This is a genomic window from Spiroplasma sp. DGKH1 (assembly GCF_040940205.1).
Classification (GTDB): Bacteria; Bacillota_I; Bacilli_A; order Mycoplasmatales; family Mycoplasmataceae; genus Spiroplasma.
Window position 1 is genome coordinate 31,970 of the sequence record NZ_JASTWG010000001.1, and the last position, 18,663, is coordinate 50,632.

General features: G+C 30.5%; 17 protein-coding genes, 1 pseudogene and 1 riboswitch. All 18 genes and pseudogenes read right to left on the minus strand.

Annotated features, from left to right (window positions below):
* Positions 1–59: 59 nt before the first annotated feature.
* Complete coding sequence (gene ruvX / locus QPK10_RS00170; protein ID WP_368486029.1) at positions 60–485, minus strand: Holliday junction resolvase RuvX; 426 nt, start codon at positions 483–485, stop codon at positions 60–62.
* Positions 478–3,222: an alanine--tRNA ligase gene (gene alaS / locus QPK10_RS00175; protein ID WP_368486030.1), complete on the minus strand. Its 2,745-nt coding sequence runs from the start codon at positions 3,220–3,222 to the stop codon at positions 478–480. Before alaS ends, ruvX begins: the two co-directional genes overlap by 8 nt.
* A 100-nt stretch (positions 3,223–3,322) precedes the next feature.
* On the minus strand, positions 3,323–4,123 hold the full coding sequence (locus QPK10_RS00180; protein WP_368486031.1) for a hypothetical protein: 801 nt from the start codon (positions 4,121–4,123) through the stop codon (positions 3,323–3,325).
* Between the two features lie 109 nt (positions 4,124–4,232).
* Positions 4,233–5,609 carry a hypothetical protein gene (locus tag QPK10_RS00185; RefSeq protein ID WP_368486032.1) on the minus strand — a complete coding sequence of 459 codons (1,377 nt, stop codon included), beginning with the start codon at positions 5,607–5,609 and terminating at the stop codon, positions 4,233–4,235.
* Positions 5,610–5,812: 203 nt separating this feature from the next.
* Positions 5,813–6,481 (minus strand): 5'-methylthioadenosine/S-adenosylhomocysteine nucleosidase, encoded by a 669-nt coding sequence (gene mtnN / locus QPK10_RS00190; protein ID WP_368486033.1) that lies wholly within the window; start codon positions 6,479–6,481, stop codon positions 5,813–5,815.
* A 14-nt stretch (positions 6,482–6,495) separates the two neighbouring features.
* On the minus strand, positions 6,496–7,596 hold the full coding sequence (locus tag QPK10_RS00195; RefSeq protein ID WP_368486034.1) for a nicotinate-nucleotide adenylyltransferase: 1,101 nt from the start codon (positions 7,594–7,596) through the stop codon (positions 6,496–6,498).
* A gap of 98 nt (positions 7,597–7,694) precedes the next feature.
* Positions 7,695–8,429 (minus strand): hypothetical protein, encoded by a 735-nt coding sequence (locus QPK10_RS00200; protein WP_368486035.1) that lies wholly within the window; start codon positions 8,427–8,429, stop codon positions 7,695–7,697.
* An 80-nt stretch (positions 8,430–8,509) separates the two neighbouring features.
* Entirely contained in the window at positions 8,510–9,010 is a 501-nt protein-coding gene (locus QPK10_RS00205; RefSeq protein ID WP_368486036.1) for a hypothetical protein, read from the minus strand.
* Between the two features lie 97 nt (positions 9,011–9,107).
* Entirely contained in the window at positions 9,108–10,772 is a 1,665-nt protein-coding gene (topA, locus tag QPK10_RS00210) for a type I DNA topoisomerase (RefSeq protein WP_368486037.1), read from the minus strand.
* Positions 10,773–10,938: 166 nt separating this feature from the next.
* Complete coding sequence (locus tag QPK10_RS00215; RefSeq protein ID WP_368486038.1) at positions 10,939–11,667, minus strand: KDGP aldolase; 729 nt, start codon at positions 11,665–11,667, stop codon at positions 10,939–10,941.
* Positions 11,668–12,789 carry a DgaE family pyridoxal phosphate-dependent ammonia lyase gene (locus QPK10_RS00220; RefSeq protein ID WP_368486039.1) on the minus strand — a complete coding sequence of 374 codons (1,122 nt, stop codon included), beginning with the start codon at positions 12,787–12,789 and terminating at the stop codon, positions 11,668–11,670.
* Positions 12,773–13,936 (minus strand): amidohydrolase family protein, encoded by a 1,164-nt coding sequence (locus QPK10_RS00225; RefSeq protein WP_368486040.1) that lies wholly within the window; start codon positions 13,934–13,936, stop codon positions 12,773–12,775. Before QPK10_RS00225 ends, QPK10_RS00220 begins: the two co-directional genes overlap by 17 nt.
* A 3-nt stretch (positions 13,937–13,939) precedes the next feature.
* Positions 13,940–15,619: a DUF4310 family protein gene (locus QPK10_RS00230; protein WP_368486041.1), complete on the minus strand. Its 1,680-nt coding sequence runs from the start codon at positions 15,617–15,619 to the stop codon at positions 13,940–13,942.
* A pseudogene (locus QPK10_RS00235) lies at positions 15,619–16,463 on the minus strand (DUF4311 domain-containing protein). The gene QPK10_RS00230 and the pseudogene QPK10_RS00235 overlap by 1 nt, the downstream one beginning before the upstream one ends.
* Before the next feature lie 12 nt (positions 16,464–16,475).
* The gene (locus QPK10_RS00240) at positions 16,476–16,826 is read right to left on the minus strand and encodes a DUF4312 family protein (protein ID WP_368486042.1); all 351 of its coding nucleotides are present in this window, start codon (positions 16,824–16,826) and stop codon (positions 16,476–16,478) included.
* Complete coding sequence (locus QPK10_RS00245) at positions 16,819–17,184, minus strand: SFCGS family glycine-rich protein (RefSeq protein WP_368486043.1); 366 nt, start codon at positions 17,182–17,184, stop codon at positions 16,819–16,821. The genes QPK10_RS00240 and QPK10_RS00245 overlap by 8 nt, the downstream gene beginning before the upstream one ends.
* 2 nt (positions 17,185–17,186) lie before the next feature.
* Entirely contained in the window at positions 17,187–17,501 is a 315-nt protein-coding gene (locus tag QPK10_RS00250) for a hypothetical protein (RefSeq protein WP_368486044.1), read from the minus strand.
* Positions 17,502–17,592: 91 nt separating this feature from the next.
* Positions 17,593–18,390, minus strand: coding sequence for a MurR/RpiR family transcriptional regulator (locus QPK10_RS00255; protein ID WP_368486045.1), 798 nt, complete (start codon positions 18,388–18,390; stop codon positions 17,593–17,595).
* Positions 18,391–18,529: 139 nt separating this feature from the next.
* A riboswitch (TPP riboswitch) is annotated at positions 18,530–18,628 on the plus strand.
* Positions 18,629–18,663: the final 35 nt, after the last annotated feature.

The window sequence follows — 18,663 nt, forward strand, 5'->3', positions numbered from 1 at the left end:
AAAAAAAAAAGGAAATTCAATAAATTATTTTAAACTAAAATAGCATCTTTGATAAGATGCTATTTTTGCTTACTTAAATAAGTTTCTAAAATTAATTGGGCCGCTAAACTATCTTTTTTTTGCTTACGCTTAGCACGTGATAAATTAGCCTCTAACATAATTTGATGGGATTGGTGGGTTGTTAACCGTTCATCAACTAAAATAATGGGAATTACCAAATTGCCTAGTTTTGTTTTTAAAATTGCAATAAATTCTTCAACCATTTTTGCCCGAGGACCAATGGTATTATTCATATTTTTAGGATAACCAACAATTAAATGACTAAATTTTTCTGTGGTAATTAAATTAACAACCTGACTTGCTGCCTGTTGAAAATCCTCCTCGGGAAAACGAAGTACTCCCCGGGCAGTGGCAATAACTCCGTGTGAACTTGCTAGTCCAATTGTTTTACTACCAACATCAAGAGCTAAATAATAATTATTCATCAAGATAGGTAAATAAGTTTTCCATAATGGTTAACATCATTGCTTTATTTTTAAATCCTGATTGAGCAACGCTCGGATTACCCCCACCATTACCTTCAATCAGTGGATTTAATTTTTTGACAATATTCCCCGCTTGATATTGGGTTTGCAGATCTTTAGAAACTCCCACGACTAATTTGTAATCATCCTGGTGATGGAAATCTACAAAAAATACGAGAAGGTTATTATATTTTGTTTTATAGTTATCAACCAAGGCTTTTAAAGTTGCTACATCAATTTCAACATTAAAACGATGATAAAGCACATTAATATTATTTATTGTCGTAACTGGTAAATCTTGATATTGGGTTAGTTGTACTTGCATGCGGAAATTAGCATATTTTTTATTTCATTGCTTATATTGTTCTTTAAATTCTAAAATTAAATCTTTTAGTTGTTTTAAGTGCTCTTTTGAAATAGCTAAATCATTAATTTGATTTCATAACCTTTCTAAGTTTTCATCTGGTAAGTTGTCTTTACCTTGGTTATACTTATCAATTAATACCATAACCTCATTTTTTATTTTTAAAAATTCATCATTTAAATAAGCCGCAATTGTTTTGTGACTAGTAATGGCATGAACACGATAAGTTCCGGCTCCTTTTGATTCAACCCCGGTTACCATTAAATCCTCCACTTCTTGGGAGTTAGCAACATGGGTTCCTCCACATAATTCACAAGAATAAGTTCCAAAACGCACGATTCGCACAATTTCATCATATTTTTCGGTAAAGAAGGCTAACGCATGATATTTATTAAGAGCTTCATCCATATTAGTATAAATAACTTCACAAGGAATTGCTGCTTTAATAGCCTGGGTAACTGAAGCTTCAACTTTGGTAATTTCTTCATTAGTAATATTTTGGTTATGAGTAATATCAATTCTTAACCGTTCTTCATCATTATAAGAACCAGTTTGCATAGCATGAGTTCCTAAAACTTCTCGTAACGCTGCATGTAATAAATGGGTCCCCGAGTGATTTTTCCGGGTGTAAAAACGTTTGTCCTTATCAATTGAAGCGTTTACTTCAGCGCCTAATTTAATTGTGCCATTAACAATAACATGGTGAATATTTTGCTTATTAGGACCTTGCTGCACATCAACAACTTGGATGGTTGCCGTAGCACTCGTAATAATTCCGTGGTCGGCTGCTTGCCCCCCCTTTTCAGCATAAAAGGGCGTGCGATCTAAAATTAAATATCCTTCCTGATCAGTTAACTCGGTTACTTCTTGGTTATGGGCAAACATAAAAACAACTTTAGCATTTTTAACTTCTTCAACTTCATAACCAACAAATTCACTAACAACATCTAATTTAGTAAATAGTTCATTTTGCAAATGCATTGCTTTAATATTTTTGCGATTCGTACGGGATAAATCTTTTGCCCGTTCTAACAATTGGTAGAACCCAGCACTATCAACTTTAATATTATTATCTGCCGCTTCTTCTTCAATTAATTCAATTGGAAAACCATAACTTTCAAATAATTTAAAAGCATTTTCTTTACTAATTTCACCATATTTTTCTTTTAATTCATTAAATAGTTTACTTCCTTGTTCCAAAGTATTTAAAAACTTAACTTCTTCATCTTTAATCGCCTGGATAATAATTTCTTGTTTAGCAATTAAATAATCATAAAATGGAACCATCGCATTAATAACTTCTGTCACTAATAAATATAAAAATGGCTGGTTAATTCCTAGTTTTTTCCCATATAAACTAGCTCGGCGGATTAAACGCCGAATAACATAACCACGATCCTTGTTACTAGGAAAAACACCATCAGCAATCGCAAAAGTTGCCGCACGAATATGATCAGCAATTACTTTAAAAGCGGTATTAATTTTTGTTTGTTCACTTGGTTCTTTTCAAAAATCACTAGGATCATATTGATATTTATTATTAATAATTTTTTCAGTAGCCTTAATAATTGGTAAAAATAAGTCAGTTTCAAAATTAGTTGGAGTTTCTTGAATAATAGAAGTAATTCGTTCCAAACCTGCCCCCGTATCAATATTTTTCCGGGGTAATTCACTATAAGTACCATCGCCATTATTATTAAATTGTGAAAAGACAATATTTCATACTTCTAAATAACGATCATTTTCAATATCTTCTTTTAATAACCGCAGTCCAACATGTTGGGGATCATATTTTTCTCCGCGGTCATAAAAAATTTCAGTATTTGGTCCACAGGGTCCTTCCCCAATTTCTCAAAAATTAGTATCTTTACCACCCCTAATAATTCTGTCATCACTTAAACCAATAATATCTTTTCAAATATGATAAGCTTCGTCATCCTCTTCATAAATGGTAATATACAATTTTGCCGGGTCAAAACCAATTCATTGAGACGAAGTTAAAAACTCTCATGCAAATTCAATTGCTTCTTTTTTAAAATAATCGCCAATTGAAAAATTGCCCAACATTTCAAATAAGGTATGATGACGAGCAGTATGACCAACATTTTCAATATCATTAGTTCGAATTGATTTTTGAGAGTTAGTTAATCTTTTGGCCGGGGGGGTTTTGCGCCCATCAAAATAAGGTTTTAATGTCGCTACACCTGAATTAATTCATAGTAATGAGGGATCATCAACAGGAATTAACGAAGCAGGTTTTAATTCATAGTGGTCTTTTGATTTAAAAAAATCCAACCATAATTGTCTAATTTCAGTTGAAGTAAGTTTTCGCATTAATGTTATCCTTCCTAATTAATATCATTTCTTAAAGTCAATTGAATTATAGCATATCAAAAAATAAAATACTGTTTAAATCAATTAAACAGTATTGTTTTTAACGACTATTTTGAGAATCCTTTAATAAATCTTGAATACTTAAAACAATTGTTCTATTCTTTGCTAAATTCTCTGCTGATTTTTTTGCAGCTTTTAGTTGTTTAAATTGATGATAAAATTGTTCATATAAATTTTCTAAATTATTATCCTCAATATTAATTTTATAAGTATCTTGGTATTTTTTTATTTTCATGCAGCAGTTTTTCATTGCATCACTAAGCGATTGTATTTTTTTATGATATTTATCAGATTGAAATAAATTGGGTTCATTTACTATTTCCTCATAAATAAATTCCATTAATCCTAAAGCTTTCTCAGTTAATTGAATTTTATTTTCTCATAAATCTTTTTTAAGATTATCAAACATTTCGTGGGTAAAAATAACATTTGAAATATTCTTATACATTTGGAGCGTACTCAATAATTCATCAAATATACTAAAAAAATTATCCAAAAATAGTTCCAAATTTTTAGTTAATTTAAGGTTACAAACTTGTTGATATTTTTGTAATCCCCTGGGGGAATCATATTTATTTTCAACAGCGATAATTTTTTGATAAAACTCTTTTTGAAAAGTAATTTTTCAGTTTGCATTTGTTGATGAACCTTTTTTCGTTCTTGCTTCCGCCATTTTATTTTTTCATTTAATTCATGCTTCAGGTTTCTGGTTTTCAAAGAGCCTATCCCCAATAGTTTTGTCTTCGCGAGTAGTAAAATTATTAATTAGTTTGGCATAACTATCAAACTTATATTTTAATTGTAAAAATGTTGCTAATGGTGTTGTCGATGGATTTGACATTTTTCTTTTCCTTTCTAATAAAATAATAATTAAATAAAAAAATACCTAACAAAAAAATGTTAGGTACTTTAAGTACTCAATTATTATGTATTTAATTATACTTAAAAAATTATTTTTCCACAACATTATGCCAAATTTTATTTGTACTTTTACTATACACATAAACATTATTCTTTTGATCAATAAATATTTGCGGATCGGGATAATTTAAACTAGCAATTTTAGTAACTGTTCCACTTAAATCACCCATTCAAATATTACCTTGGGCGGATGCTCCATACCAATGGTTTTGATGATCAAGCACAATTAAATTAATATTTTCACTTAACTTGGCCAAGGGTTTAAAATTAGCATTTGTATCACCAACATATAATTCTTTACTATTGGTTGCCACATATAGATGATTATTTGCATCAATATTTAAAGCACTAATTCCAGTTAAGGTTCCCAAGGCTTGCGGTTGTGTACCCGGACCTTTTTTAAATAAGTTTCCTTGTCCCGAAGCAATATAGACATTGGCATTATCATCAACAACAATATAATTAATCCCAAAGGTATCACTAAATTGGGTTACTAAGTCTAGCGAAGAATTATTAGGATTAATTGTTCAAACTTTATGACCAAGGTCACTTAAATAAATATTTTTATTTTTTGTTAAGACAAAATTGATAACTTTATCAGCAAAATTAGAAACTTTTGTTTTATGGGTTAAGTCTTGCAAATCATAATTTCAAATTTCATCAAGATTATTATTGGTAGTATGGTTAACAATAAATAATTTATCATCTTGATTAATTCCCAACGCTCCAATATTATTAATATCTAGAAAGGTATTAAATTTATTTGTCTTATTATTTTTTCAAATTTTACTATCTTTGGTTAGGACATATAAATTATTCTGGCGATCACTTGTAATTCCCCAGACCTCTTGTTGAAAAGTACTATATTCTTGCAAAGTAATCACCGGATTGTTGGTAATCCCAATCTTTGTCGGTTGGAAGAAAAGTCACCATACAATCCCGCCACTGGCGGCTAAAATTAAAATTACCACTAAGATTCAAATAACAACTCATTTTTTATATTGTTTTTTCGGAGAAATTGGATTAGAACCAAAATCTATCTTATTAAATTTAGAAGAGACTGTTAATGATGGAGGTTTTAAAACCGGATCACGATGAGATTCTTTGGAATTATTAATCGGTTGATGTGGAACTTTTAACGGGTGGGAAATATTATTGGCAATATGCTGTGCATGGTTCTTAATTATAAATAACCCACAAATGATTTTATCACAATAAAAAATAGCCAATGGTTCTCCAAAATTCTTTGGTTGTTGTTTTAAAATTGGCGCATTAAAATTAATTAATTTTAAATTTTGCAAATTAAAACTTGGATTATTTAAGCGTAGATTAATAAGAACTTTTTTAACATTATTACAACAGCGTGAACATAAACCTTGATAACCATCAACAAATAAATTTCCCATATTGCCTCCAAAAATAATTAGTTCTATTTTATAAAGTCATCGGTAGTAATTTAATATTATGTTGCTATGGTAATATTGTAATAAAGTCTTAAATAAATTAATATTATTGTTTTAATTATATAAAAAGATTGCTTATTTAGCAAGATAGTTAATTAAAATCGTCAAAAATATAATAATGTTGAATAACTCTTTCCTCATTCCCCCTAAATCTGCATTAATTGTAAAATAAAATCTTTGATAATAATACTAGCATATTTTAAATTTTCTTTAAATTGGCTAGTTGAAGCAGTGGGATTATGGAGATAATCACTAATAACTTTGATTGATAGGATTGGGATGTTAAATTTATATGCTGTTTGGAAAAAAGCAGTCCCCTCCATATCCACAATATCAATTAAATTATTAAAATTTGCTTGGAGATATTCAAAATGATGTTGTTGGTCAATAAAAATATCACTTGTTCCTAACACCACTTTGTGGAGATTTTCATCATCTTTGGTAATTTGGCTAATTAATTGGGGGTCACTGGTAAAAAATGGTGGTTCTTGGGGGATTTGACCTTTTTGATAACCAAATTCACTAGCATCGGCATAAGTATATAGTGCTTTTTCAACAATTAATAATTCAAAAATTTTATACTCAGGTTTTAAACTACCAACCGTTCCAATATTATATATCTTTTTAATAGCATAGTCATTAATTAAGGTTGTCAAAGCAATCGCCGCATTAACTTGTCCAATTTGGGAAATGGCAAACAATCATGTTCCCTTTTGAAATAATTTAATATGATCATATTTAATAATTTCACTTGGTTTAATAGTATCTAATAATACTTGCAACTCTTCTTGCATGGCACCAATTACTAAATTCATTTTCTTGTTCTCCTCTATTGCTCAGTAATTCAAACTTGGTATGTTTTTAAAATATTAGTTCCTAAATTATCGACCCCATGTTTTTGACTAGCGATTTCATACTGACGTTTTAACATCTCCTTAAAAGTTAAAGTTAAATCCTTGGTAGCTAATGCTCGTAATTCTTCAACCCCCGGATAATTACGCTCATCACTAATTTTATCAGCAATAAAAATTAACATTTCAAAGGGGGTCATTTCAGGATGACCGACCGTATGTCATTTCACAGCATTCAAAATTTCTTCATCGGTAAATAACAAATCATATTTTAAATGTAAAAACCCAGTATAAGAATGCCAAGTCGGTACTGGCTCAGTTAAAGTTTCTGGGCAATATTTTATTAGCATATCACGTTGTCGTTCTTCACTTCAACGTTTGGTAACATCATGAAAAGTTCCCGCAATTAAAGCTTTATGGTCATCTAAATGGTGAATGATGGCTAATTCTTGAGCTTTTTTACCAACATTTAAACAATGAAGATAGCGTTTTTCATCCATTTGGTCCCGAATTCGTTCTTCTAAATATAATAAGTGATCATTAATGTAATTATTAATAGCTGGTAATTGTAAATCTAAATTTTTCCCTTCCCGAACCAGGGTACTTGATAAATGCGTATTATTTTTAAAAGGAACACTAATAGCCTGGTATTTAGTTAAAATCTCGGGGGTAACATCTTGATGATTACGTTCAAAAATAATAAAAGTTTGCAGTTTTACTAATTCATTAATATTATTTCACTTATCTAAACTAGCTAATTGGTCAGAACCAATCATAAAATAAAATTGGTTAGTGGGATTTTGTTCATACAAAGTCTTCACAGTTTGATAAGTGATACTAGGTGCATTATTCTTTAATTCTAAATCATTAATTTTAACATAGTCTAATCCTTGAATGGCAAGTTTAATCATATTTAAGCGATCAACAATTGGGGATAATTTTCGTGTTTTAAAGGGGTTTTGATTAGTAGGAATAATTCAAACTTCTTGAATATCACAATGTTCCTTAACTAATTTTATCATTTTTAAATGATCACTATGAAATGGATCAAAACTTCCACCAAATAATGCTATTTTCATTATGTTTTTTTCTCCCTTGTTATTATCATTACTAATTTATTTTATCTTAATAATAAAAAAACACTACCAAAATGTAATGTTTTTTTCAATATTTTTAGTTATTCATTATTATTTTTAATCCCTAATTCTTTTAAAACATCTTCAACAGTATCTTTTAAAATCTTACGAAATTGGGCAATTGATAAGGTAATTGTAATATTATCATTTTCATTCTTTAAGAAATCTTCCTGGTTAGCATCAGCCATGGGGGTAGTTTTCTTAGGTGAAGAATTTTTTTTCTTTTGGAACACCTTTTCTCCCGATGGCAAAATTACTACTTCTTCGTCAAAATCATCATCGCTCCCGTTAATCACAATTTCTTCATCATCCGCATTTAAAGTTAACTTATCATCATCACGGTGCGAGGTTTTAATCCGGTTCATAATATAATCCATTCGGTCATTAAAATTACGTTCCTTAATCCGATTTAATAATTGTTGAAATTCATTGGGTTGGGTTTGGGAACTATCACGAAGTTTTTTTAAGTTTTCTAACCGTTCAATTAAATTGTCATGTTCATTTAAACCAGGTTCATTTTTTAACTCATTAATTTTTGAACGAGCATTTTGCAAAATTGCGTGGATATTACCTTCTGGCAAGCTGCTTGGCGAAGAAATTTCGCTATCTTCGGTGCTATCTTCAACAACTAGTCGTTCTTGGGGGGGGTGGTCTTCTACTAATTCATCAGTTAGTTGAACACCACTTACTGATTCAATCTCATCATCATAACTCAGATGATTTTCTAAATTAATTGCTAAATCTTCGGTTGGTGGAGTTTTCTTTTTTCGTGCCATATTCTGATCCTCATTTTCATTAATTCTTTTAAATTATATAATAATTTTAAAATTTTAGGAAATGTTCTCGCCCAAAGGCTTTAGTTAGTTACTTTCATACTTTGCCGGAAGAAACATAGGGCACAAACTACTAAGAAACAAGAAATTGTATCAAAACATACTGAGGTAATGGTTCCCCACCAAGAAACATATTCATTAAAAGTTAAAGGAAATAAGGTAATTAAACTAACCACCCCAAAAATTAAGCCCCCAATTCCAAAGATAAAACTTAACAAGTCAAACCGAAAGGCTCAACGTTCATATTGATAACGAAAACTGTTTTTATTTTGCATTGTTGTTTTTTGTAAACTATATAATTTGGTTCCTGACCGGTAAGCAACAAAAGCACTTAAAACACTTAAACTATCAAAAAAGATTGATAATAAGGTAAAAATAAAAGAGTGTGTATCTCTAACTTTTTCGTTTGGATTTCAAAATGGTTCTAATGAAATTGCGCTTAAACTCCCAAACATAATTCCAAAAAAACCAAAAATAAAACTTAAAATATCAGATCAAACAATTTTGTCTTTGAGTTTTTTCATAGTAAATAGCCTCTGCTTTGTAAATGCTAACATAACCAAAATTATACTCTCTTTAAATTTAAAAGTAAATCACCAATATTTTGTTGAAAACTAGTAATTAAAAGCGATCACGAAATAATTGTTTAATTTTTTTATTAAACTCTAACCAAAAATCGATTAAATAATCTTTAGAATCTAATTTTCCTTCGGCAATTTGGTCTAATACCTTTTCCATATTAGCAGTATAATACTCATCAATAATGCTTTGATATGCTTTTTCTAAATAGTCAATAGTTTTAATCCCTTGCGTAGTTGGTTCATATGCTTTTTTATTTAAAGTAACATATTCACGAGTTCGTAAAATTTTAAAAATGGTAGCATAAGTTGCTGGACGGCCCACCCCAAGTTCTTCTAAAACTTTAATTAAACTTGCTTCCGTAAATAGTGGTTCTGGTTTCGTAAATGATTGTTTTGGCAAAATTTCATCAAATTTAATTTCACTGCCAAGTTGATAAGTATTCTTACTAGTTAATAAATCTTCCTCATCTTCTTCTTTATCATCTAATAATTTTTTAACTCCCATAAAAGAAATAATTCCGGTTGCTAAAGTAAATTCATACTTATCTTTATTAAGAATAGTAACTATTGTCCGATCAATTTGGGCGGGGGCCATTAATGATCCTAAGGTGTATTCTCAAATTAATTTATAAATATTATATTGTTCTTTTGGTAAATGTTCTTTGGCCCAAATTAAATCATGGTTTAAATTAGTTGGGCGGATGGCCTCATGAGCATCTTGGACATTTAACTTACTTTTTTGTTTTTTAGTTGTTGTTAATAGATATTCTGGTCCAAATTTATTAGTTAAATAATCTTGGGCAGTTCGAATAAAATCATCATTTAACCGAGTTGAATCAGTACGAGGATAAGAAATTATTCCTTGTTCATATAAGGTCTGTAAGATTTTAGTTGCCGTTTCCGTTGGATAATCATATTTACTATTTGCTTTTTGTAAAACTGTTGATGTAATTAAGGGACTAATCCCCTTACTTTTTGATGGCTTCTGGACAATATTCGTAATTTTACTAGTAGGAGTAAGATCAGCAATAATATCATTGACCATTTGTTGAGAAGAAATTGTTTTTTCAACTTTATTATTATTAATTTTTGTTAGCTCAAACTGATCTTGGCGATGAAGTCCAAAAAGATTTCAATATTCAACTGGTTTAAAATTCTGATGTTCAAAATAACGTTTAACAATTAATTTTAAAGCCACAGATTGCACTCGACCAGCTGATTTAGAATCAATTTTTACTTTTAATAAATTAGACAATCGAAAACCTAATAATCTATCTAAGATTCTTCGTGTTTCTTGGGCTTTAACAAGATTCATATCAACTTTTGTTTTATTAGCAATTGCATTCATCACTGCTGGTTTGGTAATTTCATTAAAAATTAAACGATAGCTCTTTGATTTGCACCGTAAAAGTTCTTGTAAACTATAAGCAATAGCTTCTCCTTCGCGATCCGGGTCAGTTGCTAAATAAACTTGTTCAGCATTGTTTGCAAACTCTTTTAATTTGTTAATAATCTCAACCCGGTCGGGAATTGGTTGATATCTTGGCTTCATAGTTTCTAAATCAATTCCCAAATAATAATCACCATCAGTTTTTAATTCTCGTAAATGCCCACCCGTTGCTCAAACAATATAATCTTTTCCTAAAAAACTTTGGACTTTTTTAGCTTTGGCGGGAGCTTCCATAATTACTAATATTTTAGCCATTATTATTGTGTCCTCCTATCTTAAATTTTGTGCGTGCTGTTTGGATTGTAATATGCTACTTATTTTAACACAATTAGGGTCTAATAAAAATTAAAATCATTTTCAAGATTTGATATAAATTGCCAAAATTTAAAATAGAAAAATAAAAAAACTGGAAACCCAGTCTTTAACTTAAGATTCTTTTTGTGATGTCAATTATTTTTGCAACATCATCTGGTCTTGTTAACCCCGTCGTTTTATCAATAATTGCTGAATAAATATGCGGAATAATCTTTTGTACCTTAGCATCTAAGGCAATTTGCAGAATTTCTTGATAATTTTCAAAATCGATCCCCCCCGTTGGCTCCAGTCATAAGTCGGCCTGGGCACAAGCTTCAGCCACAATTTTATATTCCGCACGATGTTGTAAACCATTCATTGGAAAAAATTTAATTGATGACGCTTGCATTTCTTTAGCCATTGCCATGGCGGTTGAAACTGGCACAATTGCGGGTTCGTGATTGCTACTTAATGGCCCAGTTGATATTTTAACATAACCCGGTTTTCCGGTTGGCGAAATTAAGCAGTTAATAATTGTATTCTCACGAGCTACACTTCCTCTTGTATAACCAACAACAGGAAATACTTGGTTAATATGACGGGGTAAGACTTGTTTTGCAATATCAACTACCCGGTAGCACTGAGTAGGATCACCACTACCTAATCCAATACTAGCAACATCACCAATTACTTGGTGAAAATTATTGACATAATTAATAGCTGCTTCGGAATTTAAAAAATCTTTTGCTAAAATACCAATTAGGACATGACCTTGCCCTGCTGTTTTAATATCCTGGGCATTATTAATATCTTTTGCTAAAACATTAATACAAACCCGATCTTTAATAAATAACATTTATTGTCCCTCCTTTTTAACATATTCTTGAATTAATCCCCCAATAATTTTGATATCTTCAAGTGCCAAGGCACGGGGGTCGATATAAATAATATTTTTATTTGCATAATTATTTCTGGTAATTAAAATAGGATCATTATTTTCAAAATAATGGATTAAATCATTTGCCTGAAAATTAGTAATGGCAGGGTCAATTATAATTTTAAGACGATATAATTCACGGCCCGCTTCATCTTGCTCAATAATACTTTTAATTCCTGGTAAATTATCAATCATTACTTGTAACTGTTCTAAGAGTTTAATTTGGTCTGACACATCTGGTTTTCGAACTAAATACTCTTCGACAGCTTGTACTAACCCTGCAATATTTTCTTTACCAATTTTCATAGCCCGCGCAATTCCACCACTTTGAGCACGGATATAATTTAAGTATTTTTGCTTTCCAATAATTAATCCCGCGGTTGGTCCCGATAATGCTTTGGTCCCACTATAAATAACAACATCTGCCCCCTGGTGATAATATTTGATTAAATCTTCTTCGGCCGCACAATCAATGATAATTGGTAAATTATGCTGGTGCGCAGTAGTGATTGCTTCTTGGGGTGATATGATTGATTTTTGAACACAATGATGAGATTTAATATATAAAACTGCTGCACTGCGGGAGTTTATTAAACTTGTTAAATGCTGTGAATAACACATATTGGCATAACCAGCTTCCTTCACAACACCACCCCCTAAATTTACCATTGTTTCAATTGCTCCTCCAAAATTAATATTATGACCTTTGGGTAAAATAATTTCATTGGGTAGTTCGTGATTTTGCAAGACATTTAACTGCAAAGCATAATTATCTTGGGCAATCATCCCGGCGACACTAATAGCAATTCCCCCAGCTGCACAATTAACAATGTGAACATCTTCTACTTGTAATAGTTTTGCTAAATAACGACTTGCCTGGGTAACTAAATCTTTCATCACCACATAGTCTTGGCCGGCAGTAATCATTGATTGTCCAACTGCTTTGGAAATGGTTGAAACCCCAATAATAGACATTTTTCCAGCGGCATTAATTACTTTTTTTAAATTTAATTTTTGATAAAAACTATTTATTTTTTCCATATTTTCTCTCCCCTAAGTGGATGATGTTCGTTTTAACAACACACATCACCGGTTTAATTTCTTTTGTTAATTTGATGGTTTGTCCTTGTTTTTGTTGCATTCCTTCAGTAGCTAATATGTCAACTTGGTTAATTTCAAAAAATGTCAGATCAGCCTGGTAATTAACTGCTAACTTTCCACAATGGGAAAATCCTAAAAAGGTTGCTGGGTCAATTGTAACTTTGGCAATGATTTCTTTTAAAGATAGTCCAAAGTATAGCATTTTACTTAATACATTTGCTAATGAATATACTGGCCCATCCCAACGATTTTTTTGGTAAATATCACTACTAATAAAATCAGGAACATACTTATGGGCTAGAGCTCATTTAAAAGGAGCAAAACTAAAACTTTCACTACCATGACCAACATCTAATTTTAGTCCCCGCTGTAATGCAGCATTTAAATACCCAATTGTTAAAGGATCTTTTTGAAAAATTCGATTTGACTTGCCATTATAAGCATGAGTAATAATGACATTGTTACCTGTTAATGCCAAAATATCATTAATATTTGGTGGTCCATTCCCAATGTGAATCATTACTGGTACTAAATTATTATTCTGCTGAATCTTAATTGTTTTAATAAGTGGTTGAAGTTCATTAACCCCAACAACACTCTTTGACATTCTTACTTTTAACCCAACAATAAAATCAGGATATTGATGAAGCTTTTGCGAAATTAATTTCTCATCAATATTATTAAGATCCAGTAATTCCCCTTGAAAAGGAATTCCAATCTTCGCAACATTTAATCAACAATAAACTTTTGTTTGATACTTATCTTTACAATGATAAAAATCATCAACAGCATCAGCGCCAACACTGCCAGCATCAATAACAGTTGTTACACCTTGACGAACCCCAATCTCATCAGGGTCATCCGTATATAATGATTGTTTTTCATAACAATGGGTATGAATATCAATTCACCCCGAACTCACATATGCTTTATTAAAAAAGTTATACTGTTCAAAATTAGCATATTGCTTTATATCAAAACTTGTCATCTTGCCAATGGCAATAATGGTGTTATCGTTTGTACTAATATAAATGGGCTGGTCATCAAGATCCAGAACATTATAAAATACTCGTTTAATTCTCTTCACCTCCTATGAAAATGCCGGAACCATTCCTAAAATCATGGCACCCAAAATTGCTCCCCCAACTAGTGGTTTTTTAATTCACATGAAAATCCCCGCACCAATACCAGCACCAATCCCCGCTAAGGGATTAAAAGTAGCGGCCGAAAAAATTACTAACGGTCCTAAGAATTTTCCAGTAGCATTCCCAGCACCAATCATAATATCTGTTCCGAGTCCTTTGGCTTCTTTTGGTTTTAAGATGCGAATTAAAATAATGACCACCCCAATAATCATTCCAATCACCGCTCCTAATAGTAGAGCTAAGAATGGGTTATGCATTACAAAGGCTAACTTATTTGAGGCTAGAAATACTGCGGGAACTCCAATTCCAACTCCAGTTAAAATTGAACCACCAACATCTAGTATTCCAACTAATGGCCCTTCTAAAATACGGGCAATTAAAAATCCAACCGCAAAGCCCATTGCGGCCGTATAGTCGCCAGTCACTAACCCATTTTTTAACATGGCGACTACAAAAATTTCATTTAAAGCTCCGATTCCTTTTTGCACAAATAAATATGTTGATAATACTACCCCAGCACTTAGCATCATTGTAATGATAATAAAGAACCAGTCTTTCAGTAAGATTCTTTCAAGACGATTAAATCCGCGCAAAAAATTTGATTCCTTACTATTAATACTTTCCAGATTTTGGCCAGCCACATTTGCTAATAAATTAATTTTTTGTGCTAACAATTCTAACTTATCATTTGCTTTTTGAAACTGATGTTCTACTTTATGATAATAGAGGTTAGTTTTTTTAAACTCTCATTTTAATTTAACATTATCAAGTAAAACTTTTTTACTCTTAGCATATTGAGAAAGTTTTTGGCCAACAATAATGTTTTCGCTTTCCAAAGTAGTAATAATTGTTAAATTATGATCAAGAGTATGTTGTAAATTAATTTTACGGTTAGTAATTTTTTCAATTTTAACTTGATATTTTTTAATTCTTGCATTATACTGCGCAATTTTTTTATTATTAATCTTATCAATTTCTTGTAACTTGGTTAATAATAATTCTTTGCTAATCCCCGAGTTTAATGGTTCGGCATTATTTAATAACTCATCATATTCGTTTTTAATAACATTGACATGTTCTGTTAAAAATGTCTCTTGTTCAAATGTAACTTCGGATTGTTTTTCAGTTAAGATTGTTTCTTTTGTTGTCAAATTATTTAATAATAATTTTAGTTTTTCATTTTTTCGACACAAAATTTTATATTGCTGAATAATTTTCTTTTTTGATTTAATTTCTGAATAATTTTGTTTGTAATCTTTAATATATGCTTTTGCATCCTTAACTAAAGTTTCTGCTTGTGATCACTTAGCACTAATTTTTTGGTAATGCTTAGTCACCTTTTCCAAGTTTTTTTGAGCATTAAGAACATTTTCTTGTTGAAACTCATATTCTGTTTTTAAAATTTCAGCTTCGGATAAAGTTTTAGCTTTCAACTGGCGAATATTTTTTTTCAAACTTTTAATTGCATTACGAATAACTAATCGTTTATTAAAATCTCTCTCATCTTGTAGTTTATTTTGATGAGTAGTAATTTGGGTTTCATAAATTAATAATTGTTTTTTAATTTTATCTGTTTTATTAATCATTGTTTGTAATCTGTTTGAATTATTTAGATCTCTCTTCATTATTGCACCTCTTCTATAATCCCGGGGTGAGACGTTAAATTATAATCAATATTAACATGTCCAAGTTGGACCAAGTCCCCTAACATTTTTATCCCCGAAGCTTTAACAGGTTTTAAATGAATAATATCATTTCAGGTGATATTACGAAAATAAGCAATCAAAATAAATAACACAATGGTTAACACAAACAAAACTCAAAATTGAACAGATAAAATTCCTTTTTGATCCCATGATGAACCAACTAAGATTCCTAACACAATACCAGGAATAGCATTCCCGGAAATAAATTGGGATAATACCCCAAAAATAATTGCTGGAAGACCAATTTTCTTTCCTGCATCTAAAGCGGCAATTAAAAATAACACGGGCATAATATAATTAAACAAATAATTTGCCGCGGGAGATAAAATTCCACTGGCAATGGCAGATAATTGGCGGGGAATATAACTATAAATTGTAATCATGATTGGCATCACAACAATCCCAATGATCATTGAACCAGCACCAACCATTAATGGGGAGCGCATCACTTGAAAGGTATCTTTTTTTCGCGTACATACTTTTGCCAAAGCAATTCCTCAGTTAGGAATAATTCGATGAATAACATCTTGGGTCAACGCCCCCGTTCCAATTGCGGAAGCAGTTGAGTTAAAAAAAATCCTAATCCAAATGCAAAGTGCGAAACTGGATCACCATTACAAGCATTAATTTCTCCCAATGTTCGGAAAGCCCCTAGTGCTTGTTTTTCTGGGGCATGAAACATTCGGGCGGTTCCAATTCCAATTGATAAACCGACCAATGCCCCAATAATAATTGCAATAATAATAGCAACACCTAAACTCATCTTGGTAACCTCCTAAAATATTTCAAGATATTTTGCCCGCACAATAATTTTCAATTTAATTTCATACTTAAGTTTTTTGTGGGGAAAAAAAGTTCCTAAAAACCGTTGTGATTTTAATTCACTATTATCAGATAACTCAACAACATCTAATGGTTCTAAATGAATAATAAAATTATTAAATTTCTTATATGCTAATTTTTTCATTTCTTCAAAAGCATTATTATATGCTTCACGAATTTTAAGACCTTTTCCGGTTACGATTAAATCGGTTTCTTCAATTTTTAAAATTGATTTGTCTTCTTGTTGATAAGTATTTATTAAAGAGGGTTGGGATGATTGAATTTTATCTTCGGGATTATTCATTTTGATGAACCTCTAATCAAGCGGTGGTTAATTTTTCACCTAACTCTTCCGTGTCCATAAATCCAAATCCTAATACTTGGATGCCTTGTTTAATTGCACTAACTCCCTCGTCAACTGATCGTAAATGATCAACTGCTTCATAATCAAATTCATTAGCAGCGGTAATGGCCCCAGCTCCCCCAGAGCCACAAAAACTAATTCCTAAATCAGCTTGAACTTCATTCATTACTTGCCCTAACTTCATATCAGCTAGCATCCCTTCAATAACAATTGCAGTTCCTCCCGCGGCTTCAACCCCCGCTTTCACATTAAATCCTTGACCCATTCGGTGGCCAATAACTACTAGTGGTTTTGTCATTTTTAAACCTCCTCCCAATTTGCTAAATGTGTTGCCACTAAAAAAATTTCTTTCTCACTAATTTCAAAATCTTTTTCACTTAATAACTTCAATAAATCATTTAAAAACTCTGTTGCTGCTTTGATAAATTCTGGTTTAATTTGTGCCCTAATCTCTGGTGTCAAATCAAATTCCAATTCTTGCTGGTGGTAAAAACGGTGAAGAAAGGCTAAAATATGATTTTCAAAAATATCATATGTATTACTAGCTATTTTATATTGGTCTGCTGTCATTAATTTTTTAACCACCATTTGGGCAGTACTTTTATCCACACCCATTAAAGATGATCACCTCTTTTCCCTATAATAAGTTTAAAACTAAATAAAACAAAAAAAGTTTCATTATTTATTTTTAAAAATGAAACTTTTTTTATTTTTTCAAAAAGGTATTTTGTAAAATATTAGTATAGTATTCTTCTCTTGAAGCAATAATTTGCTCATAAATTAAATCTAGCACATATAACATTGCATAACGTGTGGACTTTGTAATTAAATAATTATCATTCGGATTATAACTAAGATTTAAATTATAATCTCTTAGTTTTTTTAAGTGGTTTTGTAAATATTTACTAATTGTAAAAATAACAGCATGGTTCTTTTTGGCTTGCTTAACTAAATTTAAAACACTTTTGGTTTCTCCCGATAATGATAATGCTAAGACAACAAAATCCTGGTCAATAATTTGACTAAAAATTAAATTGTTTTCATGGTCTTTATTAAAATAAGTTTTAATACCCAACCGTAATAGTCGTGAGTAAAAGCTTTCCATTCATAAAGCTGATTCACCATAGGCAAATAATAAGATTGTTTTATTATTATTCACATAGTCAACAAATTTTTGAATAATTTCATAATTTAATAAGGCATTAGTTGCCTCTAAATTAGTTTTAATTTTAGTCAAAGTATTGTCGAGGTTATGATTATTTGGGTGCTTATTAGTATTAAAAGATGTTAAAATAATAATTAATTCTTTATAACCTTGAAGGCCAATTTCTTTACACATTCGAATAATGGTGGCCGGCGAAGAAAAAGTTGCCTTTGCTAATTGGTTAATATTATAATTATTAATTTTATTCAAATGATTAATAATAAATTCACTGATAAAAGAAAATTTATTTTCATTATTTTTTAAATTTTCTAATTTATTAATTAAGTTATCATAATTCATAAGTCTCGCTATCTCCTTATTATTCACTTATTTGTCCCTTACTTATAAAATTATCATAAATTATTCTAATTATTGTTTTTTTTTTTTTTTTAGTTAATAATATTATTTATTATTTTCAAAGGATATGTTAAGATATTTTAGTAATTGACAGAGGTAGTTTATTATTTATAAACTTGAGAAATACTCTTCGAACCTGATCTAGTTAATACTAGCGTAGGGAGTTCAAATTATGATGAATTAATTTTATATTCTATTATTTTGTTCTCTTTCTCA